Source organism: Streptomyces winkii, assembly GCF_032248595.1.
Lineage (GTDB): Bacteria > Actinomycetota > Actinomycetes > Streptomycetales > Streptomycetaceae > Streptomyces > Streptomyces winkii.
This window is the reverse complement of the sequence record NZ_JASTTH010000005.1, coordinates 456,331-477,433: the sequence shown is the minus strand read 5'-3', so window position 1 is coordinate 477,433 and position 21,103 is coordinate 456,331. Positions and strand designations below refer to the sequence as shown.

The following is a 21,103-nucleotide window of genomic DNA, read 5'->3' as shown; positions in this document are numbered from 1 at the left end:
TCCGCGGCCCGGCGGCCTCCGCTACATCCGGGAGAGCGACGCCGCGGCGAACAGCACGTCGCGCACGGCCTCCCGGTCGCCGTCCTGACCGGCCGCCGCCTCCAGGGGCGGTACGTGACCGGCCACGAGCTGGCAGAACTCGTAGCGGTCCAGGGCCACATGAGCCACCGCGTCTCCGGGGCGCGCCGCCGCCGCGGGCGAGTCGAGCGGGATGTACCAGTCGCCGCCGCCCTCGCCCTCGACCTCCAGATGCAGCGCCCGGCCCGGAGCGCCCGCGGTGGTCAGCCGGCGTGGCGCACCCGCCAGGCCCGTACGGCGGCGCCAGGCGATCGTGCCGGGCAGCAGCCGCGCCGCCAGGTCGACCATCTGGTGCATGTACCGGCCGCGCGGTGCGGCGTAGGGGTAGTCGATGGCCTCCGCGATGTCCTCGGCGTGCATCCAGCACTCGAAGGCCCGGTCGAGCAGGGCGTCATGGACGGAGAGCGTGAAATCGCCGTAGTCGACGTCGAGTTCGGCGACGCCGCTGCCCGCGAACGACGCCGTGCGGACCATGGCGTGCCCCTGCTCCCGCCACGGCTCGCGGGCGCTCGGCGTCCGCAGCACCTCGGGGTCCGCGCGCCAGAACTCCTCGGTGCGGGAGGCCGGCCCGGACAGCCCGTCCGCGGTGCCATTGTCCGGGTCCAGCGGGTCGGGCAGCCCGAGCGCGGTGGCCACCAGGCCGTCGACGGCGAGGAGATGAGCGATGACCCCGGCGACCGTCGTCTCCCGCTCCGCCTGCTGCCGCCCGTCGAACCAGCGCAGCGAGACCGGCGCGAGCCACTCGGCGTCGGCCATGTCCCGCAGCAGGGCGTCCAGCCGGGACGTCTCGGCGTCGTACGGGGCGGCCCACTCGGGCACCGGAACGCGCGGAGCGCGCCGTACCATGCAGCCCTCCAGCACCTGTGCGCGCAGAGCGGGATCGAGGTCCAGGCTGTCCTCGGGGTGCAGCAGGCCGACGGCGTCGCGCAGCCGCAGCCCCTCCTCCGCGCAGGCACCGCAGTCGCTCAAGTGCCCCTCGACGGCGGCCGTCTCCTCCGCGGAGCACGCGGCGAGCGCCCAGGCACCGAGCAGCGACTTCAGCACGCGATGGTCGAAGCGCTCATCCGACTGCCCCTCGGGCGGGGCCGGTTGGGGGGTCGCGCCGCTTGCGGGCTGTTCGGCAGCCGCGGGCCGCCCGGCCGGAGCCCCGCCCTCCGGAGGCGCTTCGGGCGAGTGCGGCGCGCGGTCGCTCGCGGGCGGTGTGCGGTGCGCCTCGCCCCGGGCGCCCTCTCCGCCGGCGGTGCCGCCCGCCCCGCCGCTTCCGCCCGGGCTTCCCGAACTGCCGCCTCCCGTACGGCCGTTGCCGCCCGCAACGTCGTCGTGCCCGCCGGAGAACTGTCCGTACGGCTCGTACGGCCCGTTCACCGTGGACGTCCGGGACCGCTCGGCTGCGCGGGCATCGGCCGGCTCGTCGCCGACGACAGCAGTTGCAGGCCCAGCCGCAGCCGCCGCCTCGCCTCGTCCTCGGTGACGCCCAACTGCCGTGCCGCCTGGCGGTAGTCACGGCGCTGGAAGTACGTCAGCTCCAGCGCGGCGCGCAGCGACGAGGGCATGGACGTGACGATGTAGTCGGCGCGTGCGGCCGTCGACGCGGCGCGGACCTTCTCCTCGATCTGCTCCTGCCGCTCCGGCGAGTCCGGCGTCCGCGGGCCTTCCTCGCGGTGCCGTCTGCGCAGCCTTCCGGCCGCCAACTCCTGTGTGACTCCCGCTATCCAGGAGCGCATCGGGCCCTTCTTCGGGTCGTACGCGTGCGGGTTCTCCCAGATGTATGCGAACACGTCGCGCGTGGTGCGGTCGGCTGCCGTCTCGTCGTCGAGCACTCGGTGGGAAAGGCTGTGCACGAGTGAAGCGAAACGGTCGTACAGCTCCCCTAACGCTGCCTCTTCGCCACGCGCGAGACGCTGCTGCATCCTCCGGTCCCAGCGCGGTGGTGTCTCGTTCGCCATCGTGACTCCCAGCCGAATCCGTGCCTCCCCCAGAGCCTTCGGGCCTGGGACCATTGCCGCTGCCGCCGCAAGCCGGCACCTCGAATGTAGTGCGAGGGGCTGACAACGCACGCCCCTTTGCGGCAATGTGCCTCCAGTGCTGATCGCTGATGGTGTCGATCCCGTCACGTTGCGATATTGCTCAAGGGATGTCGGCGTGCGATCACATCTGAAATTGCCAGGGAGTCATGCGGGTATGACTGCGACCATTGCCGGGGAGGAGCGGCCTTCGGGCGCACAGGCTCTGGTGACTGGCTCGTTTTGACCGTGGGGGGCCGGGCAGCCGCACAAGGGAAGGGACCATTCCGGTGGGGTGCGCGGCCCGGGCAGGCGTTGTCGAGCGAAGGGAATGCAAGGACGTGTCGTTGAAGGTGTTGGAGGAGGAACGGGGGGAGTGGGCCGTTCTCCGGGTCTCCGGAGAGATGGATCTGGTCACCTCGCCCGCCGTGCGGCAGCACGTACACGACGCGGTTGCCGAAGGACGGCGCAGTCTCGTCCTCGATCTTTCGGAAGTGCTCTTCTGTGACTCAAGCGGTGTCGGTGTCCTGATCGCTTCCAGACGGCTGATGCGCTCCTGTGCAGGGCAGTTGCGGCTGATCCTGCCCGCTCAGGGAGCCGAGGACGGATCCCATGTGAACCGCGTGCTGGCCGCGCTCGGCGTGCGCCGGCTCTTCGACTGCTATCCGGATCTGCCGACCGCGACCCAGCACGCCGCCGCCGGTCCGCTCTCGGCCTGAGCGCGCCCGTAAGCCCGAAGCCCGAAGCCCCAACGCCCTGAGCCTGTACGCCCCTTACGCCCCTTACGTCCGTACGTCCCCGGCTCCGAGCACGCGCGCACGCCGCGCCCGCTCGTGCCCGCCGCCCCCGCCACGCCGGCCGGCCTTCCGGCTCATGTGCCGCCTGCCGCCGAGCTGTTGACGCGCCGGCGCCGATGTTCGCGGATGTCCCCGAACGCGCTCTCCGCGAAGTGCCGCACAGTATGCAGTACGGCTACTCCTTTGCGCCGGAATATGCCTGAAGCGCTTGTTGCCCCAACTATGCGTCAATCATGCTGTGCTCAGTAAAGGCCACTCACCGTGGCCTCCCGATGACGCGAGGCGATGTGCTCGCCAGTACGGACGGTGTGAGCAGTGCGGGTGCTTCAGGTGCAGCTGGAGATCGGGGCGGACCCGGAGGAGGTGGGACGGGCCCGCAGGTGGGCCCGGTCCAGACTGGCCGGCTGCGGTGTCGGCAGCGACGAGGCGCTCGCGGAGACGCTGTTGCTGCTGGTCTCGGAGCTGGTCACCAACGCCGTCGTACACGCGGGCACTCCGTCGGTGCTCCGCATGCTGCTGCCCGGGCGCCAGTCGCCCGGCGCCGTCCGCGTGGAGGTCGCGGACATGAGCACCTGCCCGCCCCGGCAGCGCCACGCTGAGGGGGACGACACCCACGGCCGTGGCCTGGAGCTGGTCGCCGGCCTCGCGGACCGCTGGGGCTGGCAGCGCGAGGGCCTGGGCAAGCGCATCTGGTGCGAACTGGACCGGGCCGGGGCCGGCCAGGAGACGGTCTCCGCTCTTTCCGGGCTGCCCGCACAGCAGTTGACGGCGGGCGCGGTGGGCGGCGGCGACGGAGGCTTACCCGCGTGACCCCCGCACCGCCCGCGTCTGCCCTCAGGCCGCGGAGTGCCCCGCCGCGTCACCGGTACCGCGAGTGGTGCCCCCCGAGCCGCCGCCCGTAGGGACGGCAGGGACCGTACGCACGCGGAACGTTCGCCTGTACGCGCTGGGTGAGACCCCCAACGCGGCCTGGAAGTGCAGCCGGAGAGTCGACGCCGACCCGAACCCCGCGTCCCGCGCGACCTGTTCGACGGGCATGCCGCTGCTCTCCAGCAGATGCCGCGCCCGCTCGATGCGCTGCCGCGTCAGCCACACCTGCGGGCTGAGCCCGACCTCCTCGCGGAAGCGCCGCGTGAACGTCCGTACGCTCATGGACTCCTGCCCTGCCAGCTCCCGCAGGCCGATCGGCCGCTCGAGGTGCCGAAGGGCCCAGGCCCTGGCGGTGCCGGTGGTGTGCACTCCCGACTGCGGCACGGGCCGCTCGATGAACTGGGCCTGGCCGCCGTCCCGATGGGGCGGCACGACGGTGCGCCGGGCCACGGAGTTGGCGACCGCCGCGCCGAAGTCCTCCCGCACCATGTGCAGGCACAGGTCGATGCCCGACGCGACGCCCGCCGAGGTGAGCACGTCCCCGTCCGCGACGTAGAGCACGTCCGGGTCGACGCGGACGGACGGGTGGAGCCGCTGGAGGCGCTCGCACGAGGACCAGTGCGTCGTGGCGCGCCTGCCGTCGAGCCAGCCGGCGGCCGCCAGCACGAACGCACCCGTGCAGATCGAGGCGACGCGGGTGCCTGGCCGGATCAGGGCCAGCGCGCCGGCCAGCGGGCGTCCGAGGCGGCCGTCGGTGTACGGCGGGTCCAGTTCGTGCGAGGCGGGCACGATCACGGTGTCCGCCTCGGCCAGCGCCTCGGGGCCGTGTCCGACGGCGATGGTGAAGTCCGCGTCCGTACGGACGGGGCCGGGCGTCACCGCGCACGTGACGACCTCGTACAGCAGCGTGCCGCTCTCGTCCCAGGAGCGGCCGAAGATGCGGTGCGGGATGCCGAGTTCCATCGGCAGCAGGCCGTGCCGTACGAGCACGGCGACACGGTGACGCCGGTGGTGGCGGAAGACGCTCGCGGTCATGGCCCGATCCTCGCACAACATGGCCTCCGGGCCACTCGCGCTGCGGGCGGCCCCGGCGGAGGCTGACTCCGTGACCGAACCAGTGACCGAGCCGTCGGCCCAGCCAGTGACCGGACAGCGGAACCAGCAGAAGCAGGAGCAGGATCGGGAGGAGCGCGAGCGGGAGGGGCAGCGGGAGCAGGGGGGCCCGCGACCGGCGCGCGGGCGCCCGGGCCGGCACCCGCTCGCGCGCGTGCACCGCGCCTGGTGGGTGGCGGCCGTCTCGTTCGTCGCGCTCGTCGGGGCGGCCGGCTTCCGTGCGACGCCGAGCGTCTTCATCGATCCGCTGCATGAGGAGTTCGGCTGGTCGCACAGCACCGTCTCCGCCGCCGTCTCCGTCAACGTCCTTCTCTACGGCCTCACTTCGCCCTTCTCCGCCGCCCTCATGGAGCGCTACGGCATCCGCCGCATCGTCTCCGGCGCGCTGCTGCTGATCGCCGCCGGAAGCGGACTGACCGTCTTCATGGACGCGACCTGGCAGCTCGTCCTGTGCTGGGGCTTCCTCGTCGGCCTCGGCACCGGCTCGATGGCGCTCGCCTTCGCGGCGACGGTCTCCGGCCGGTGGTTCATCGAGCGGCGCGGTCTGGTCAGCGGCATCCTCACCGCCGGCGGAGCCGCGGGGCAGCTGATCTTCCTGCCGCTCGTGGCCCTGCTGGTCGAGGGCCCGGGCTGGCGTGCGGCGTCGCTGACCGTGGCCCTCGCCGCGCTGGCGGTGGTGCCGCTGGTGCTGCTCGTGCTGCGCGACCGCCCCGAGGACGCCGGGCTGCTGCCGTACGGTGCGGGCCCCGACTACGTCACGCCGCCGCCCGCACCGCCGGGCGCCGCGAGGCGCGCCCTCCGCGCGCTGTACGACGCCGCCCGCACCAAGGTCTTCTGGCTGCTGGCCGGGACCTTCGCCGTATGCGGCGCCTCCACGAACGGCCTGGTCGGCGTGCACTTCGTGCCCGCGGCACACGACCACGGGATGCCGGTGCCCGCCGCCGCGTCCCTGCTCGCCGTGATCGGCGTCTTCGACCTGGTGGGCACGGTCGCCTCCGGCTGGTTCACCGACCGCTTCGACGCGCGCAGGCTGCTGGCCGTCTACTACGCGCTGCGCGGCGTCTCGCTGCTCTTCCTGCCGATGCTCTTCGCGCAGAGCGTGCGCCCGTCGATGCTGTTCTTCATCGTCTTCTACGGGCTCGACTGGGTCGCCACCGTCCCGCCGACCATCGCCCTGTGCCGCCGGCACTTCGGCGAGACGGGCCCGATCGTTTTCGGCTGGGTCCTCGCGTCGCACCAGGTCGGCGCGTCGGTCGTCGCGTTCCTGACGGGCCTGGTGCGGGACACCTTCGGCAGCTACGACGTGGCGTGGATCGCCTCGGGCGCCCTGTGCGGCACGGCCGCGCTGATGGCCCTGGTGATACGGGGCCGTGGCGAGCCGGAGACCGTGGGCGTGCCCACGAAGTAGCGCCGTCCCCGGCCCATGTGAGGCGCACGCGGGGGGTGCTAGGTTCGCGCCATGCCACGCACGGACAGGGCGTCGAGGGTGATCGCTGCGCAACCCGGCCGCGTCTGGGATGCGCTCGTCGATCGCGAGGCCCTCACGGCGTGGCTCCCTCCGGCCGGGATGACCGGCAGATTCGAGCGATTCGACGCCCGGCCGGGCGGGTCGTTCCGGTTGGTGCTGACCTACTCCGACGCGTCCGGCGCACCCGGCAAGGCGACCGAGGACTCCGACATCGTCGAGGCCCGCTTCGTCGACGTCGTCCCCGGCGTGCGGGTCGTGCAGGCGGTGGACTTCGTCTCCGACGATCCTGCCTACGCCGGAACGATGACCATGACCTGGGCAGTCACCGCCTCGGAAGCGGGGACGCGCGTCGACATCGTCGCCGAGGACGTCCCGGACGGCGTCTCCGCGGAGGACCACGCCGTGGGGCTCGCCTCTTCCCTGGCGAACCTCGCCGCCTACGTCGAGCGGTAACCAGCCCTCGCCGACGTCGCGTCGGGCGATGCGGGCCCTGCCACGAGGTGCCGTGCGGTCCCGGCGCCGTGCGCGGCGGCGTGTGTCCGTCCCTGCTCCACCGATGAATTCGCGGAAGTCGCGCTGTCGGACATGGCAGAGTCACGCGGCACCGATTGGAGCGAGCGAGATGGCGACCGACTACCGACCCTTCGTGTTCTACGCCGGAGACTGCCGAGACGCGTTCACCCGCTACAAGGAGATCCTCGGCGGGGACCTCGTGCTCCTGACGTTCGCGGACGCGCCGTCGGAGGAGCCGGTGCCGCCGGAGCAGGCGGACCTCATCCTCCACGCCGCCCTGACCACCGACGGTGCCTACGTGATGGGCTCCGACGACCCGACGGGGGAGTTCGCGGGGATCCGGGGCATGAGCGTCAGCGTCTCGGTCGACGACGCCGTCGAGGCCCGCCGCGTGTTCGGCGCGCTGGCCGACGGCGGGCAGATCACGGCGCCGTTGACGGAGACCTTCTTCTCACCGGCGTTCGGCATGTGCGTCGACCGCTTCGGCGTGCCGTGGATGGTCGTCGCGGCGTCGCCCGCCACGCGATGACCCACCGCGCTGCGGGACATCGCTTGGCGACGGTGCGCGGGGCAGCGCCTCAGGCGTCCGCGCCCTGACCGCGGAACGTGGCCCGGTAGGCCCGCGGGGAGACGCCGAGCGCCGCCTGCATGTGCTGCCGCAGCGAGGCGCCCGTGCCGAAGCCGGAGCGTGCCGCGACGGCGTCCACGGGCATGTCCGTCTCCTCCAGCAACTGCCGTGCCCGCTCCACGCGTTGACGCGTCAGCCACTGCACCGGCGTGAGCCCGGCCTCCTCCCGGAAGCGGCGTGTGAACGTCCGTACGCTCATCGACTCCTGCTGCGCCAGCTCGCGCAGCGACAGGGGGCGGTGGAGATGGCGCAGCGCCCAGGCGCGCGCGGCGCCCGTCGAGGAGCGCACGGAGGGCTCCGGCACGGGCCGCGGCACGAACTGCGCCTGGCCGCCCTCGCGGTGGGGCGGCACGACGGTGCTGCGCGCGACGTCGTTGGCGACGGCCGCGCCATGATCGCTCCGGATCATGTGCAGGCACAGATCGATGCCCGCGGCCTCGCCCGCCGCCGTGAGCAGCTCGTCCTCGTGCGTGTAGAGGACGTCCGGGTCGAGGTCGACGCGCGGGAAGAGGCGGCGGAAGTCCTCGGCCGACTTCCAGTGCGTCGTGGCTCGCCTGCCGTCGAGCCAGCCGGCCGCCGCCAGCACGAACGCGCCCGTGCAGATCGAGGCGATGCGGGTGCCGGGGCGGCGGATGCGGCGCAGGGCCGCGGCGAGGGGAGCGCCGAGGCGTCCGGCGGTCTCGGGGTCGTCCTCCTCGTGCGTGGCCGGGAGGATCACGGTGTCCGCCTCGTCCAGGGCCTCGGGGCCGTGTGCCACGTACGCGGTGAAGTCGGCGTTCGTACGGACCGGGCCCGGCGTGAGCGTGCACGTGACGACCTCGTACAGCGGTGCCCCGCCGCCGCCGGTTCCCTCCGGGCTCCTCGCGGCGCCGAACATCTGGTGCACCAGGCCGAGTTCGAGCGGCATCACACCGGGGCGCACGAGGACGGCGACGCGGTGGCGCCCGTCGCCGTGGAACGGCGAGAGGGCGTCACCCGGGCGGTTCACCGCCCTCGCGGCGTGGTCCGCGGTGCCTGGAGTTTCGGTGGCCGGAGTTTCGGTGGCCGGAGTTTCGGTGGCCGGAGTTTCAGTGGCCGGAGTCTCAGTGGCCGGAGTCTCAGTGGCCGGAGTCTCAGTGGCCGGAGTCATGGCCAGATTCTTCCATATGCTGGCCATCCGGCCACTCGTTCCGCGGTCGCGGGCGCCGCAGCATCGGAGCCATGAAGGTTCTCTGGATTTTCGCCCACCCCGAGCAGCGCTCCCTGAACGCCTCCCTCATGCGCGCGGGCCTGCGGGAGCTGACCGCCTCCGGCCACGAGACGCGGGTCTCCGACCTGTACGCCATGGGCTGGAAGGCGGTCCTGGACGCCGGGGACGTACGCCCGTCCTCGGCGGCGACCGGCCCGGAGCCCGCTGCCGGCACCCGTACGGACCCGCCCTCCGGGTACTCCCGGCTGACCGTCGGTGCGGAGCAGGAACGGGCCTACGCCGCAGGCGAGTTGAGCGACGACGTCCGCGCGGAGCAGCGCAAGGTGGCCTGGGCCGACGCCGTCGTCTTCCACTTCCCGATGTGGTGGTTCGGGCCGCCCGCCATCCTGAAGGGCTGGTTCGACCGCGTACTCGTGCAGGGCTTCGCCTTCGGGCTCAAGGGCGCCGACGGCCGCACCCTGCGCTACGGCGAGGGCGGCCTGGCCGGAAAGCGCGCCATGGTGATCACCACGGTCGGCGCCCGCGAGCCGGGCTTCGGACCGCGCGGCATCCACGGCCACATCGACGACGTGCTCTGGCCCGTGCTGCACGGCACGTTCTGGTACACGGGCATGTCCGCGCTGCGGCCCTTCGTCGTCTACGGCGCGGACCGGCTCACCGCCGAGCAGCACCGGGAGTACGTACACGCCCTGCGCGAGCGGCTGCGCGCCCTCCCCGACGCCGAACCGCTGCCGTACCGCAGCGAGAACGGCGGCGACTACGACGAGGACCTCACGCTCCGGCCGTGGATCGAGCCCGGAGCCGCCGGCCTCACCGTCCACGCGTCGCCCGCACCGTCCGAACGGCCCGCGCGGACGGCCTGCTAGGACAGCCTGCCGGGGCCGGGGATCAGGCCCGCCGGGCCGTCGCCCGCGCGATCGCCTTGCCGATGCGCTGCGCGTCCAGCGACAGCTCCCGCAGCATGCCGCTGAGCGGATTCGTGTAGCCGATGAAGTAGAGCCCGGGGGCCTCCGGGTGGGTCCGGCCGCCGTGCACCAGCGGGCGCCCCGCGTCGTCGAGCACGCCGAGGCCCCCGACGAGGTCCTCCAGCCCGCGCACGTAGCCGGTCGCCGCTATCACGACGTCGGGGGCGACGGACGTCCCGTCGGCGAGCTGGATCTTCGCTCCGTCGAAGGACTCCACGGCCGCGACGGGCTCGACGCTCCCCTTCTGCACGGCGGCGATCAGCCCCACGTCCTGCACGGGGATCGCGCCCTGCCGGGCCCGCGTGTACAGCCCGGTGTCGGGCCGCGGAAGCCCGCGCGCGGACAGGTCGGGTACGGCCATCTTCGCCATGCGCGCCGCGAGCCCGTCCACCAGCCGCGTGGGCAGCCGGCGGCAGAGGATGCCGTTGGCCTGCGCAGGCCAGCCCAGGGTCGAGCGGCGGACGATGTGCGGGACGGTGCGCACCGCGAGCCGCACGCGCGAGGCCCCGCCCTGCGCGAGGTCCGCCGCTATCTCGGCCCCCGTGTTGCCCGCGCCCACGACGAGCACGTCCTTGCCGGCGTACGGCTTCGCGTTGCGGTAGCGCGAGGCGTGCAGCAGCACGCCCTCGTACTCCTCGCGCCCCGGCCAGGACGGCATGCGCGCCGTGTGGTTGTAGCCCGTGGCGACGACGACGGCGGGCGTGCTCAGTCGCCGCCCTCCGTTGGCGTGCAGCACCCAGTCGGTGCCGCTGCGCTCGACGCTGTCGACCTCGACGCCGGTGGCCACCTCGATGCCGTGGTGCTCGGCGTAGCTCTCCAGGTAGCGGACGAAGTCGTCGCGCGCGACCCAGCGCCCGTACGAGCGGGGTATGGGCAGCCCGGGCAGAGCCGACCAGCGGCGCGTGGTGTGCAGCCGGAGCCGGTCGTAGTGGGCGCGCCAGGAGGCCGCGACCGACGCGGACTTCTCCAGTACGACGGTGCTGATGCCGCGTTCGTGCAGTGCGGCCGCCGTGGCGAGACCGCCGGGACCGGCGCCGATGATGTGTACGGGAACTCCGTCGTCGGTCATGGGCATGACGGAGAGCCTAGTGCTGGCGGCGTGGTGTTCCCGTCACGGAAGAGTCACGGGAAGAGCACGTGGAGGCCGCTGCCGGGCGGGGCGTGGAGAGACGTCCGGGGGCCAGGGCCGAGCGCGAGGGAGAAACGTTTTTCGGGGTGGTTGGGAAAACGGTTCATCTTGTGGGCTTGCGGCCCGTCACACCGAGGTGGACCAGCAGCGTCAGATTCGGCTTCAGCTCCGCCTGCCTGACGCCCCAGGTCTGGAAGCCCTTCTGATGGCTCGCCACGGACGCGAGCATCATGACGAGCGCCCCGGCCGTGGCCGCCGGATTGACCTCGCTGTCGACCCGGCCCCTGGCCTGGAGGTCCTTGATGGATTCGGTCAGCGGCCCGTTGACCGAGTTCAGCACCTTCATGCGGATCTTGTAGAACCGCTTGTCGCCCTCCGCCGCACCCAGGTCGACGACCCGCAGGATGGCGTCGTTCTTGCGCCAGAAGGCGAGGAACCCGTCCACGAGTTCCTCCGCGGTGCGCCAGCCGGACTTGCCCGCCCACGAGCGGTCCGTCACCAGATCGCTGAGAGCGGCCCCGTCCTTGGCCATGGACTCGGCAAGTTCGAGGACGGCGCCCTCGACGTCCGGGAAGTACTGGTAGAAGGTCGCCGGGGACGTGCCCGCCCTCCTGGCGACGTCGATGACCTTGACATCGCGATACGGCGACGAGCTGAGCATCTCGCCGAGGCAGTCGAGCAGCTTTTGCCGCGTCGCCTGCCCGCGGCGCCCCGCTACTCGCCCGTCGACGGTTCGAACTTGTCCTGTCATGCCGTCAGCTTATCGACGGGGAACGGGCGCGCGATTCGGCCGCATGCAAATGGGGTGGCACCGTTCGGCATCGTCCCGGATACGGGGGTGGTCCGGACGCGGCGAGCGGGCAGACGTAGAGGACGGGCCCGGTGCGGACCGGAGCGCCGCCGGCGTACCGGCCGGTGCACGGCCCGGCGTACACAGGACCGGGCCGGGGGAGGACCGGAGGACGACCGGAGGGCAGAACACTGCGCGTTCGAATCATCGGCCTGCGCACGCTCCAGAACGCGGCTAGCGTGCCGTACGGGCGGAATGGTCCGCACACGCCGGGGGGCGGGGCAGGGGCAGCGACAGAGACAGGGCGAAGCAGGGGAGGCAGACAGCTCATGGCCGTACGGGCAGAGACATCCGCCTGGGGCGGTCCGCCGCCCCTCCGTGCCGTGGCGGTGACCTGCCGGCCCGCGGCAGTGGGCCCGGCGTGAGGTGGGGGCGCACGCGCCGGGTGCCGAGTACGTGCCGTGCCGGCGTGCGCGGCCACCGGCTTCGTGACCGACTTCGTGACGGGCTCCGGGACCGGCCTCGGGACCGGCCTCGGGACCGGGACAGAGACTGGAATGCGGCCTTGCGCTTCGTTGTTTGGCCTGCGGAGACCCGAAGGGGTTGCCCCCGGGTTCGCAACCACCGCCTTGGGCAGGAAGAATCAGCCCGTGGACCGCGTGTCCGGTACGGCAGTGAGAAGCTGCACGGGGCGGGAGTCGAGTGGCCCCGACGGGGAGGTGGCAGGTAAGTGGTGGAGCAGCTGACGCAGCACGATCCGCGACGGATCGGCCAGTTCGAGGTGCTCGGCCGACTTGGCGCCGGGGGCATGGGGCTGGTCTATCTCGCGCGTTCGGCCTCCGGGCGCCGTGTGGCGATCAAGACGGTGCGCACCGAGCTCGCCGAGGATCAGCTGTTCCGCGTGCGCTTCACGCGCGAGGTCGAGGCAGCGCGCGCCGTCAGCGGCTTCTACACCGCGGCCGTCGTCGACGCCGACCCCAGGGCGGCCGTGCCGTGGCTCGCGACGGCGTTCGTCCCGGCGCCCTCCCTTGAGGAAATAGTCAACGAGTGCGGGCCCCTGCCGGTGCAGGCCGTCCGCTGGCTCGCCGCCGGAGTCGCCGAGGCGCTCCAGTCCATCCACGGCGCCGGGCTCGTCCACCGGGACCTCAAGCCCTCCAACGTCCTCGTCGTCGAGGACGGGCCCCGTGTCATCGACTTCGGCATCGCCTCCGGCGTATCGAACACCCGCCTGACGATGACGAACGTGGCCGTCGGCACGCCCGCGTACATGTCGCCCGAGCAGGCGCGGGACTCGCGCAGCGTCACGGGCGCGAGCGACGTCTTCTCCCTCGCCTCCACCCTCGTCTTCGCGGCCACCGGGCACGCGCCCTTTCACGGTGCGAACCCGGTCGAGACGGTCTTCATGCTGCTGCGCGACGGCCCCGATCTGGAGGGGATGAACGAGGAGCTGCGGCCGCTCATCGAGCCCTGTATGCGCATGGCCGCGGAGGAGCGTCCCTCGCCGGCCGACATCCAGTCGCAGCTCGCCCCGCACCTCTTCTCCGCGGGAGGCGACGACAGCGGCACGGCGTCGGCGTGGCTGCCCGCGGGGGCCGTTGCCCTGATCGAGCGCAAGCGCGGGGCACGTCCGACTCCCAGGAGGCCCGCGCACCGTCAGGACGGTCCGCCGGAGGTGCCGCCGGACGCGGCCGCGGAGGGAGCCGGTGACAGACGCGGCTCGCGGCCCGCACCGTCCGCCGCCTCCGCGCCTCCGGCCGTCACGCAGGCGCCGCCCGCGCACGCCGCCGGGAGCGGACGCCACGGCGGGCCCCGGCACGCCATCCCGGCCGGTCCGGGTGGGCCGTCGGCCGTCGGCTCGCTCGCCTCGCATCCACCGCAGCCCGCGGCTTCGGCTGCCGGACCGGGCGGAGCCGGTGGCCATGCGCCGCCCGTGCCGTCCGCCGAGGCCGCCGCCGGTGCGCCTCCGGCCCAGCCCGCGGAGGTCGCCGACGGCGCTCCCGTGCGGCTGCCCGGCTCGCACGTGCCCATCGGGCCCGGGCCGCGCCGCTCCGAGGACGTACGAGCGGAGTCGGCCGGTCCCGCCACGGGCTGGGTGCGGCCGCCGAACGGTGCGCAGCACTCGCCCCTTTCGGGCCCGGGCGCCGCCGCGGCGGCTCCGCCTCCGCTCGCCGGGCCGACCGGAGTGGTCTCCGCGCCGGGTCAGGCCGGGGAGGCCGGCGGCCAGGCGCAGCCGCAGCGCTGGCGCCCGTGGCGCTTCCGTATGTCGAACGACGTGTGGGGCACGCCGGTCGTCGCCGACGAGCTGCTCTACGTCACCTCCTTCGAGGTGCACGCGCTCGATGTCGCGAGCGGACGGCGCCGGTTCAGGACGCGCGAGGTCGCCTGGTCCATGGCCGTCTCCGACGGACGTGTGCACGCCTCCGACGGACCGAGCCTCTACGCGCTGGACGCTCGCGACGGCTCCGAGCTGTGGCGGCTGGCCACCGACGGCTGGGTCTTCTCCCTCCAGGTCGACCGCGGCACCGTCGTCACGGGCACGCGGGGCGGCGGCGTGCAGGCGTGGGACGCGGCGAGCGGCGAGAAGCTGTGGGAACTGGGCGGCGCGCAGACCGAGTTCGAGACCCGCGAGGGCGGGCCCTCCGTCCACGAGGGCACGGTCTACACCTGGGGCGAGGGCCGCCTCTTCGCGCTGGACGCCCGTACGGGAGCGGAGCGCTGGTCGTACCCGGTCGGCGACGCCTCGGTCACCGGCGGCGTACCGCTGCGGCTCAACCCCGCCGAGGACGGTGTGGTGTACGTCTGCGCCGGTGCGCGCGTCCATGCCCTGGACGGCGCCGGCGGCGCGGAGCGGTGGCGCTTCGAGGCACCCGCGGCCTTCCTCAGCCCGCCCGCCTTCGTGCACGGCCCGGCGGTCGCGGGCGGTGGCGTGTATCTGGCCGACTACCTCGGCACGGTCTACGCGGTGGACACCGTCACCGGTCAGGACAGATGGCGGATCGCGACGGAGGCCCGGCACTCGACGGAGCCGGTCGTCGTCTCCGACGGTCTCGTCCACCTGGGCAGCGGCGGTGCGCTCTACACGCTGGACGCCGTGAGCGGCACACCGCGCTGGCGGTTCGCCGCGGGCGGCGACCTGGTGGGCGCTCCGGTCGTCGCCGACGGGCGGGTGCACTTCGGCTCCGCCGACCACTGCCTTTACACGCTCGACGCCGTCGGCGGCCAGCTCCGCTGGAAGCTGGCCACGGGCGGCGAGATCACGGGGTCGCCGGTGGCGGAGCGGGGAGTCGTCTACGCGTGCAGCAAGGACCGCTGCGTCTACGCGCTGGACGCGTCGAAGGGCACGGGGCAGGCTCGTCAGGCCTGAGCACGGCGATCACGCGCCGGGCGACGACGGACGACGAGGAGGCGCCGTGAGCGGCAGACCGCGTACGAGACTGTCGGGCATCGTGCTGGGAGCACCCGATCCGCGCGCGCTGGCGGACTTCTACCACCACCTCATGGGCTGGCGCGTGAAGTGGGACGAGCCGGACTGGGTGATGCTCGAAGCACCGGGCGGCGGGCCGGGGCTCTCGTTCCAGACCGAGACGGAGCACGTCAGGCCGGTGTGGCCGGCCGGTCCCGGCGACCAGCAGATGATGATCCACCTGGACATCGAGGTCGACGATCTCGATGTCGCCTCGGCGCACGCCGTCGACGGGGGAGCGACCGTCGCGGAGTACCAGCCGCAGGAGGGCGTACGGGTTCTCTTCGACCCGGCGGGGCATCCGTTCTGCCTGTTCCTTCCGGGGCACTGAGCGCCCTGACCCGGCCGGGGCCGTGGACCGTGCCGGGCTGCCTCACCGGTCAGGCCCCGTGCGCCGCGCTCACTGGTACGGGCCGCCCCGGTAACGGCCCGGGCGGCGCGGGATGCGCTGGGTGTCGTGGGGCCCGCGGTCGCCGTCACCCGTGCCGTCCGTACCGGCCGTACCGCCCGTGCCGCCGCCCGGCCCGGGGGACGGGGGCGGAGGCTGCTTCTGCGGACCCTGGGGCGGCTGGTCCGGCGGCTGGTCCGGCGGCTGTCCGCCGGACTCGTCGCGCTGGTCCTCGTCGCCGTGCCCCTCGCGGTCGCCGGGCCGTTCCGGTCCGCCGGGCCCACCCGGCGCTCCCGGCAGCGGCTGGACGATGGGAGGCCGGGGCTCGGGCCGGCCGGCCGCCCACGGGTCCCACTCCTCGGAAGGAGTGGCGTCGTCGTCGTACGGATCGTGGCCCCGCCCGTACGGTCCCCAGTCCTCGTCCGCCCGGTACGCGCCGTGCGGCCCGTGGGTCGTCCCGAACGGGCCGTACGGCTGGGGCATTTCGGAGAACTCCTGGTCCTCCTGTGCGGGGGGTGCGGCATGGCCGTCGTCCACCCGGCCGGGCCCGCCGCGGCCCTTGCGGCGCCGCCCGCGCCGTCGCCCGCGCATCACGAGCGCGCCGACGAGGAGCAGCGCGCCCCCGCCGATCGCGTAGCCCACGCCCTCGCCCAGGCCGCCGGCGCCGGCCGTGAGGGTCCCCGCCTCCTGCCCCTGGCGGACCATCCACAGGATGGTGAAGCCGAGCACGACCAGTCCCGCGAGTGCCACCAGCAGACGTGAGCGCAGCAGCGCCGCGAGCAGCGTGAGCACGGCGACGCCGAGCATGGGCGCGAACAGGCCCGTCCAGAGCGCGGCTTGGGTGCCGGTGATGCCGGTGGAGGTGAAGAGCTCGTCGACCTTGAAGTCGCGGCCGAGCCGCCCCCCGTACCAGGTGGCGAACGGGCTCCACGCAGCGGCGGCCGCTCCGACGAGGGCAAGCAGAATGCCGAACACGTTCCGGGCCATCGGCTCTCAGCCTCGCTTCCGGCGCCGCGGGTGCTTCTCCCGTCGGGAAGCAGAGGGACGCGCAGGGTGCGTCGTCCTGCACGAAACGTTACGCCGGGTGGAACCCCCCGGCCAGTCGGCGGCGTCCCCGCACGGGGGCGTCCGCCTCACACGACATGCCGGAATCGGGGGTTCATCCATGCCGCGTCACCTCAAGCTCGTCGCCGTCGTCGCCGTCGTCCTCGCGGCGATCAGCGGGTTCAGCCCCGCCCGCAAGGGCGGCGGCCACCGGAGCGGCGGCAGCGGAGGCGGATGCAGCAGTTCGAGTTCGAGCAGCCACAACAGCAGCAACGACGCCGGATCCGACTACGGCACCGGGAGCAAGGACGGCTACGGCTCGGACGGCGGCCGCCGCAGCTCGCGGCGCTACCACAGCACCACCGGGACGACCGGCGCCGGCAACGGCGCCGCCCGCAACGGCGCCGCCTCCGGGACGGTCACGCGGTGCGCGGCGCAGAGCGGGAGCGAGGCGAAGGCCGTGGTGGAGGTCCGCAACCCGAAGAGCTACTCCAAGACCTACCGGGTGAAGGTGAAGTTCCTCGACGGAGCCGGGGCCCAGGTCGACTCGGGTCTCGCGAAGGTGGAGGTCGGCGGCAGGGACACCGAGCCCGTCGACGTTCGCATGGGGCATCCGGAGCGCGTCGGCGACGTCTCCGAGTGCCTTGTGGAGTCGGTCAGTTGACGGTCCGGCCCGACGGGTCAGGTCAAGGCGGTGAAGGGGCCCCGGCGTCCGCGTGGCCGGGGCGCTGCCCCGCCGTCACGCGGGCGCTGTCCCGGGCATGTGCGGTGTGGAGGTCTGATGCCGGTCAGGGACGGTGAGTTGGGAGACGAGCCGCTCGGAGAGAGCCGGTCCCGAGAAGGTCTGATGCCGGTCAGGGACGGTCAGTTGGGAGAAGGCCCGCTCGGCAAGGGCCCGTTCGGAGAGAACCCGCTCGGAGCCGGTCTGGTGCCGGTCGGCGAGTGCCGGAGCGGCGGAAGTCCCTAACAGCACTGCGGTGATCGCACATATGGCAGCGATCCTTCTCGATTTCTCCACAGAATCCTCCAGATTGGGGTCCGGCGTCTTCTCCGGGTATTCCCTGAATGCGGCAATCACCAAATACCCGTTGCCATATACGCGTACACGGCCCCGCGAACACGTGGGCGCCCATCGGCGGCTCCCCCTCCGAGCCGCCGGTAGGCGCCCACTTCCTGCCCCCGGCTTTGCCGCGAGCCTCAGTCAGCCGGATTGATGGACTGGTGGCGGTCCATCACCGTGAGGTCTTCGTCGGCTGCTTCCTCGTCCTCCGTCTCGGCGGACTCGCCGAGCGGGTTGATGGACTGGTGCCGGTCCTTCGTGACGAGGTCTTCTTCCGGGACCTCTTCGGTCTCGGCCGGCTCCTTCTCATGGGTCTTCAGATCGTTTGCACTCATGGTGTTGTGCTCCCTGGGCTGATCGAACAATGCGGTACGACGCGTCCGGCGGCTCCCCCGAGGACCGCCGGACGGCCGTTGCATAGCCGCACTTCTCAGAAACAGCCAGTGCGGCTTTCCCCCTGTGCGGTCCGCCTGCCCCCCGACGCGGCGGAACCGTCATCAGAAGAATGGCCCGACAGGATAAACGATTAATGAACGTTCCATATGCCGGTGCGTTTACGTCATGACCGGCGCTGTGAGCAGGGCCCTTACCTCGTCGGCCTCGTCGGTGCCGAGCTTGTCGAAGATGCTCAGCGCCTCTCGCCAGCACGCGCGTGCCCGGTCCGACTGGTGCAGCAGCTCCAGGGACTTGCCGAGCGTCACCAGGACGGTTCCGCGCCGCCACTCGCCGCCGATGCCGCGCAGCGCCAGGGCCTGTTCGGCCTGGCCCGCGGCGAGTGCGGCCTGGTGGGAGGCGAGATACACCTCGGCCAGCCTGAAGTGGGTCATGCCTTCCCACAGTTGCTGGCGGCTGTGCCGGAAGATCTCCAGCGCCTCCAGGAACTCCCGCTCGGCCTCGGTGAGCCGGACCGCGGCGGTGAGGGCGATGCCCAGCGCGTAGAGGCCGTTGGCCAGACGCATCGACATGTCCAGCCGCCGGTAGATTGCGACGGCCTGCTCGGCGAGCGCGACCGCGCTGTCGGCCCGTCCGGTGCCGATGTGGGCCCGTGCGATGTTGCACAGCGCGCTGGCCTCGGACGGCTGGTTGCCGTACCCCTGGAAGGTGCGCAGCGCCTGGGTCAGATACTCCTCGGCGTCGCCGTGGCGCCCCTGGTAATTGGCAACGATTCCACGGTCGTTGAGGGCGTAGGAGGAGGAGATGGGATCGTCCGCCTCGGCGCCCAGCACGCCCGCCATCCGCGCTTCCTCGTCGGCCTCGTTGAAGGAGCCCGTCGTCAGGTGCAGCCCCGTCAGAATGGAGCGGCTGCGGGCCTCGGCGCGGGTGTCTCCCGCCGCCCGTGCGGCCTCCTTGAGCTCCTGCGCGGCCTGCTCGTACTGCCGTACGTTGATGCCGGCCTCCGCCAGGTCGCTCGTCGCCATCAGCAGGTCGACGGCCCTGCGGAGCGTGTCGCCCCTGCCGAGCTGGCGGGCCGCCGCCAGGAAGCAGGCGGACTCGGCGAAGAGCCAGTCGATGGCGGAGGTCTGGTCCGTGAAGCTCAGGCCCGGTGTCTCGGTCTGCTCCAGGAAGTCGACGAGGCGCTCGCCGGGGCGCTCCAGCGCGAAGACGCTCTTCGCGGTGGCGAGATAGAAGTCGAGGAGCCGGGAGTAGGCCTCTTCCCGGAGGGACGGCGGCTGTTCGTCGCGCTCGGCGCAGGCGCGGGCGAAGAGGCGCACCAGGTCGTGGAAGCGGTAGCGGCCCGGTGCCGCCGACTCCAGCAGCGACGCGTCGACCAGGGACTCCAGCAGGGACTCGGTGGTCTCCGCGGGGCGGTCGAGCAGCGCGGCGGCGGCGTGCACGGAGATGTCGGGGCCGTCGGCGAGGCCCAACAGGCGGAATCCGCGGGCCTGTTCGTCGTCCAGCTGGCCGTAGCCGAGTTCGAAGGTGGCCTTCACGGCCTGGTCGCCGACCTGGAGTTCGTCGAGGCGCCGCCGCTCGTCGGCGAGCTTCTCGGCGAGAGTGGCGACCGTCCACGTGCGCCGGGACGCCAGCCGGGCCGCCGCGATCCGGATGGCCAGCGGAAGGAAGCCGCACGCGCCGACCACAGCCATGGCCGCCTGGCGCTCCGCGGTGACGCGCTCCTTGCCGACTATGCGGCCGAAGAGCGTCATCGCCTCCTCGGGGCTCATCACATCGAGGTCGACGAGGTGCGCGCCGGCGAGGTCGACCATACGGGTGCGGCTGGTGACCATCGCCGCGCAGCCCGCCGCCCCGGCGAGCAGAGGACGGACCTGTGCCGCGTCGCGTGCGTTGTCGAGCAGGGTGAGCACGCGGCGTCCGGACAGCAGCGACCGGAAGAGGGCTGACCGCTCGGCCACGCCCTCCGGGATGTTCGCGTCCTCCACGCCGAGCGATCGCAAGAACGCGCCCAGTACGGCCTCCGGTTGGGCCGCCGAGGGGCCCGCGCCCTGGAGGTCCACGTAGAGCTGGCCGTCCGGGAAGTGCTCGGCCGCGGCGTGTGCGACGTGCACGGCGAGGGTCGTCTTGCCGACGCCGCCGATGCCGGCCACCGCCGAGACGGCCATGACTGTGCCCTCGGCCTGGGCGAGTTGGTCCTTGAGCTCCGCCACGAACGCGTCGCGGCCCGTGAAGTCGGCGACGGCGGCGGGCAGTTGAGCGGGCTGGCGGGGCCGCCCCGGCGCGGCGGTGCCGGACGGCTCCTCCGGGGCGAGGGTGAGGCTGTCGTCGGCCTCCAGGATGCGCTGGTGGAGCGCTATGAGGTCGGCGCAGGGATCGACGCCGAGCTCGTCCGCGAGCAGCCGCCGCGTGTCGGCGAAGACCGCGAGGGCCTCGGCCTGCCGGCCGCTGCGGTAGAGCGCCAGCATGAGCAGCTCCCGCAGTCTCTCGCGCAGCGGATGCGCGGCCGTCAGAGCCGTCAGCTCACTGACCGTCTCGGTGTGCGAGCCCAGTTGGAGGTCGAGGTCGATGCGCTGCTCCTGGAGGGAGAGCTGCCATTCCGTCAGCCGGTTGCGGTGCCGTTCCGCGAACGGGCCGGGCACGTGCGCCAGCGGCTCGCCGGCCCACTGCGAGAGCGCGGCGGCGTAGCTCGCGCGCGCACCCGAACGGTCGCCGCTCGCAACGGACTTCTCCGCGTCCGAGACATGGCCCGTCGCGGTGTCGAGGTCCAGGACGACGTCGGAGTACGCGCGGCCCGTCCGGATCGCGTAGCCGCCGGATTCGCTGACCATCAGCTCGGCGTCGTCGCCGAGGGCCTTGCGGATGCGCGAGGCGTACGTACGCAGCGCCGCTTTCGCCTGGTCCGGGGGCTCCTCGCCCCAGATGGCGTCGATCAGCTCCTCGGCCGTCGCGGTGTGGCCGCCGCGCAGCAACAGGGCGGCGAGCAACGCGCGTTGCTGCGGCGAGCCCATGGGGATCTCCTGATCGCCGCGGTGGGCTCGGACCGGTCCGAGCACGGCGAAGCACAGCTTGTGCTTCCGCGGCTCGGTCCCGCGGCCGATGTTCCCCTCGGCGCCCATCATGGCCCCCTGCGCTCCTCATTCCAGTCCCGCAGGGGTCAGTCTGCCTTGCTTGTCAGCTATACGTCATCAGGGCCCCGGGTCCTCTACGAG

Annotated in this window: 19 protein-coding genes; 9 read left to right on the top strand and 10 right to left on the bottom strand. The window is 72.9% G+C overall.

Going from position 1 to position 21,103, the window contains the following annotated elements; all coding sequences use genetic code 11:
• Positions 1-21: 21 nt before the first annotated feature.
• Both QQM67_RS17740 and QQM67_RS17735 read right to left on the bottom strand, forming a co-directional pair.
• Positions 22-1,443, bottom strand: a complete 1,422-nt coding sequence (locus tag QQM67_RS17740) for a zf-HC2 domain-containing protein (RefSeq protein WP_314174866.1) — start codon at positions 1,441-1,443, stop codon at positions 22-24.
• Positions 1,440-2,024 (bottom strand): sigma-70 family RNA polymerase sigma factor, encoded by a 585-nt coding sequence (locus tag QQM67_RS17735; protein ID WP_314174865.1) that lies wholly within the window; start codon positions 2,022-2,024, stop codon positions 1,440-1,442. Before QQM67_RS17735 ends, QQM67_RS17740 begins: the two co-directional genes overlap by 4 nt.
• Before the next feature lie 398 nt (positions 2,025-2,422).
• On the opposite strand from QQM67_RS17735, the gene QQM67_RS17730 reads away from it, so the two are divergent.
• Positions 2,423-2,800 (top strand): STAS domain-containing protein, encoded by a 378-nt coding sequence (locus QQM67_RS17730; protein WP_314174864.1) that lies wholly within the window; start codon positions 2,423-2,425, stop codon positions 2,798-2,800.
• A 393-nt stretch (positions 2,801-3,193) separates the two neighbouring features.
• Positions 3,194-3,688 (top strand): ATP-binding protein, encoded by a 495-nt coding sequence (locus QQM67_RS17725; protein ID WP_314174863.1) that lies wholly within the window; start codon positions 3,194-3,196, stop codon positions 3,686-3,688.
• Between the two features lie 24 nt (positions 3,689-3,712).
• On the opposite strand, the gene QQM67_RS17720 is transcribed toward QQM67_RS17725, so the two are convergent.
• A complete protein-coding gene (locus tag QQM67_RS17720) occupies positions 3,713-4,783 on the bottom strand; it encodes a GlxA family transcriptional regulator (protein ID WP_314174862.1) in 1,071 nt (356 codons plus the stop codon).
• 70 nt (positions 4,784-4,853) lie between these two features.
• Here QQM67_RS17720 and QQM67_RS17715 point away from each other — a divergent pair, with 70 nt between their 5' ends.
• The 3 genes from QQM67_RS17715 (at position 4,854) to QQM67_RS17705 (ending at position 7,371) form a co-directional block, all read left to right on the top strand.
• Positions 4,854-6,269 (top strand): MFS transporter, encoded by a 1,416-nt coding sequence (locus tag QQM67_RS17715; protein WP_314174861.1) that lies wholly within the window; start codon positions 4,854-4,856, stop codon positions 6,267-6,269.
• Between the two features lie 51 nt (positions 6,270-6,320).
• On the top strand, positions 6,321-6,782 hold the full coding sequence (locus tag QQM67_RS17710; protein WP_314174860.1) for an SRPBCC domain-containing protein: 462 nt from the start codon (positions 6,321-6,323) through the stop codon (positions 6,780-6,782).
• A 169-nt stretch (positions 6,783-6,951) separates the two neighbouring features.
• Positions 6,952-7,371 carry a VOC family protein gene (locus tag QQM67_RS17705; RefSeq protein ID WP_314174859.1) on the top strand — a complete coding sequence of 140 codons (420 nt, stop codon included), beginning with the start codon at positions 6,952-6,954 and terminating at the stop codon, positions 7,369-7,371.
• Positions 7,372-7,420: 49 nt separating this feature from the next.
• Here QQM67_RS17705 and QQM67_RS17700 read toward each other — a convergent pair whose 3' ends face one another.
• A complete protein-coding gene (locus QQM67_RS17700; protein WP_314174858.1) occupies positions 7,421-8,458 on the bottom strand; it encodes a GlxA family transcriptional regulator in 1,038 nt (345 codons plus the stop codon).
• Positions 8,459-8,670: 212 nt separating this feature from the next.
• Between QQM67_RS17700 and QQM67_RS17695 the strand changes: the two genes are divergently transcribed.
• The gene (locus tag QQM67_RS17695; RefSeq protein WP_314174857.1) at positions 8,671-9,525 is read left to right on the top strand and encodes an NAD(P)H-dependent oxidoreductase; all 855 of its coding nucleotides are present in this window, start codon (positions 8,671-8,673) and stop codon (positions 9,523-9,525) included.
• 22 nt (positions 9,526-9,547) lie between these two features.
• Here QQM67_RS17695 and QQM67_RS17690 read toward each other — a convergent pair whose 3' ends face one another.
• Both QQM67_RS17690 and QQM67_RS17685 read right to left on the bottom strand, forming a co-directional pair.
• Positions 9,548-10,699, bottom strand: a complete 1,152-nt coding sequence (locus QQM67_RS17690) for an NAD(P)-binding domain-containing protein (RefSeq protein ID WP_399066997.1) — start codon at positions 10,697-10,699, stop codon at positions 9,548-9,550.
• 157 nt (positions 10,700-10,856) lie between these two features.
• A complete protein-coding gene (locus QQM67_RS17685; protein ID WP_314174856.1) occupies positions 10,857-11,504 on the bottom strand; it encodes a TetR family transcriptional regulator in 648 nt (215 codons plus the stop codon).
• 769 nt (positions 11,505-12,273) lie between these two features.
• On the opposite strand from QQM67_RS17685, the gene QQM67_RS17680 reads away from it, so the two are divergent.
• Positions 12,274-14,907 carry an outer membrane protein assembly factor BamB family protein gene (locus tag QQM67_RS17680; protein ID WP_314174855.1) on the top strand — a complete coding sequence of 878 codons (2,634 nt, stop codon included), beginning with the start codon at positions 12,274-12,276 and terminating at the stop codon, positions 14,905-14,907.
• A gap of 46 nt (positions 14,908-14,953) precedes the next feature.
• Complete coding sequence (locus QQM67_RS17675) at positions 14,954-15,337, top strand: VOC family protein (RefSeq protein ID WP_314174854.1); 384 nt, start codon at positions 14,954-14,956, stop codon at positions 15,335-15,337.
• 69 nt (positions 15,338-15,406) lie between these two features.
• Here QQM67_RS17675 and QQM67_RS17670 read toward each other — a convergent pair whose 3' ends face one another.
• Positions 15,407-16,381 carry a hypothetical protein gene (locus QQM67_RS17670; protein WP_314174853.1) on the bottom strand — a complete coding sequence of 325 codons (975 nt, stop codon included), beginning with the start codon at positions 16,379-16,381 and terminating at the stop codon, positions 15,407-15,409.
• Positions 16,382-16,559: 178 nt separating this feature from the next.
• Between QQM67_RS17670 and QQM67_RS17665 the strand changes: the two genes are divergently transcribed.
• The gene (locus tag QQM67_RS17665; protein ID WP_314174852.1) at positions 16,560-17,102 is read left to right on the top strand and encodes a hypothetical protein; all 543 of its coding nucleotides are present in this window, start codon (positions 16,560-16,562) and stop codon (positions 17,100-17,102) included.
• Positions 17,103-17,177: 75 nt separating this feature from the next.
• Here QQM67_RS17665 and QQM67_RS17660 read toward each other — a convergent pair whose 3' ends face one another.
• From QQM67_RS17660 to QQM67_RS17650, 3 genes are all read right to left on the bottom strand, one after another.
• Positions 17,178-17,411 (bottom strand): hypothetical protein, encoded by a 234-nt coding sequence (locus QQM67_RS17660; protein WP_314174851.1) that lies wholly within the window; start codon positions 17,409-17,411, stop codon positions 17,178-17,180.
• A 224-nt stretch (positions 17,412-17,635) separates the two neighbouring features.
• Positions 17,636-17,833 (bottom strand): hypothetical protein, encoded by a 198-nt coding sequence (locus QQM67_RS17655; protein ID WP_314174850.1) that lies wholly within the window; start codon positions 17,831-17,833, stop codon positions 17,636-17,638.
• Positions 17,834-18,052: 219 nt separating this feature from the next.
• A complete protein-coding gene (locus QQM67_RS17650) occupies positions 18,053-21,010 on the bottom strand; it encodes an AfsR/SARP family transcriptional regulator (RefSeq protein ID WP_314175131.1) in 2,958 nt (985 codons plus the stop codon).
• Between the last annotated feature and the right edge of the window lie 93 nt (positions 21,011-21,103).

What these genes read in the sequence shown, in the direction of transcription:
- QQM67_RS17735 (WP_314174865.1), bottom strand. Translation starts at nt 2,024, where the DNA reads ATGGCGAACGAGACACCACCGCGCTGGGACCGGAGGATGCAGCAGCGT.
- QQM67_RS17720 (WP_314174862.1), bottom strand. Translation starts at nt 4,783, where the DNA reads ATGACCGCGAGCGTCTTCCGCCACCACCGGCGTCACCGTGTCGCCGTG.
- QQM67_RS17710 (WP_314174860.1), top strand. Translation starts at nt 6,321, where the DNA reads ATGCCACGCACGGACAGGGCGTCGAGGGTGATCGCTGCGCAACCCGGC.
- QQM67_RS17705 (WP_314174859.1), top strand. Translation starts at nt 6,952, where the DNA reads ATGGCGACCGACTACCGACCCTTCGTGTTCTACGCCGGAGACTGCCGA.
- QQM67_RS17695 (WP_314174857.1), top strand. Translation starts at nt 8,671, where the DNA reads ATGAAGGTTCTCTGGATTTTCGCCCACCCCGAGCAGCGCTCCCTGAAC.
- QQM67_RS17690 (WP_399066997.1), bottom strand. Translation starts at nt 10,699, where the DNA reads ATGCCCATGACCGACGACGGAGTTCCCGTACACATCATCGGCGCCGGT.
- QQM67_RS17685 (WP_314174856.1), bottom strand. Translation starts at nt 11,504, where the DNA reads ATGACAGGACAAGTTCGAACCGTCGACGGGCGAGTAGCGGGGCGCCGC.
- QQM67_RS17670 (WP_314174853.1), bottom strand. Translation starts at nt 16,381, where the DNA reads ATGGCCCGGAACGTGTTCGGCATTCTGCTTGCCCTCGTCGGAGCGGCC.
- QQM67_RS17665 (WP_314174852.1), top strand. Translation starts at nt 16,560, where the DNA reads ATGCCGCGTCACCTCAAGCTCGTCGCCGTCGTCGCCGTCGTCCTCGCG.
- QQM67_RS17655 (WP_314174850.1), bottom strand. Translation starts at nt 17,833, where the DNA reads ATGAGTGCAAACGATCTGAAGACCCATGAGAAGGAGCCGGCCGAGACC.
- QQM67_RS17650 (WP_314175131.1), bottom strand. Translation starts at nt 21,010, where the DNA reads ATGGGCGCCGAGGGGAACATCGGCCGCGGGACCGAGCCGCGGAAGCAC.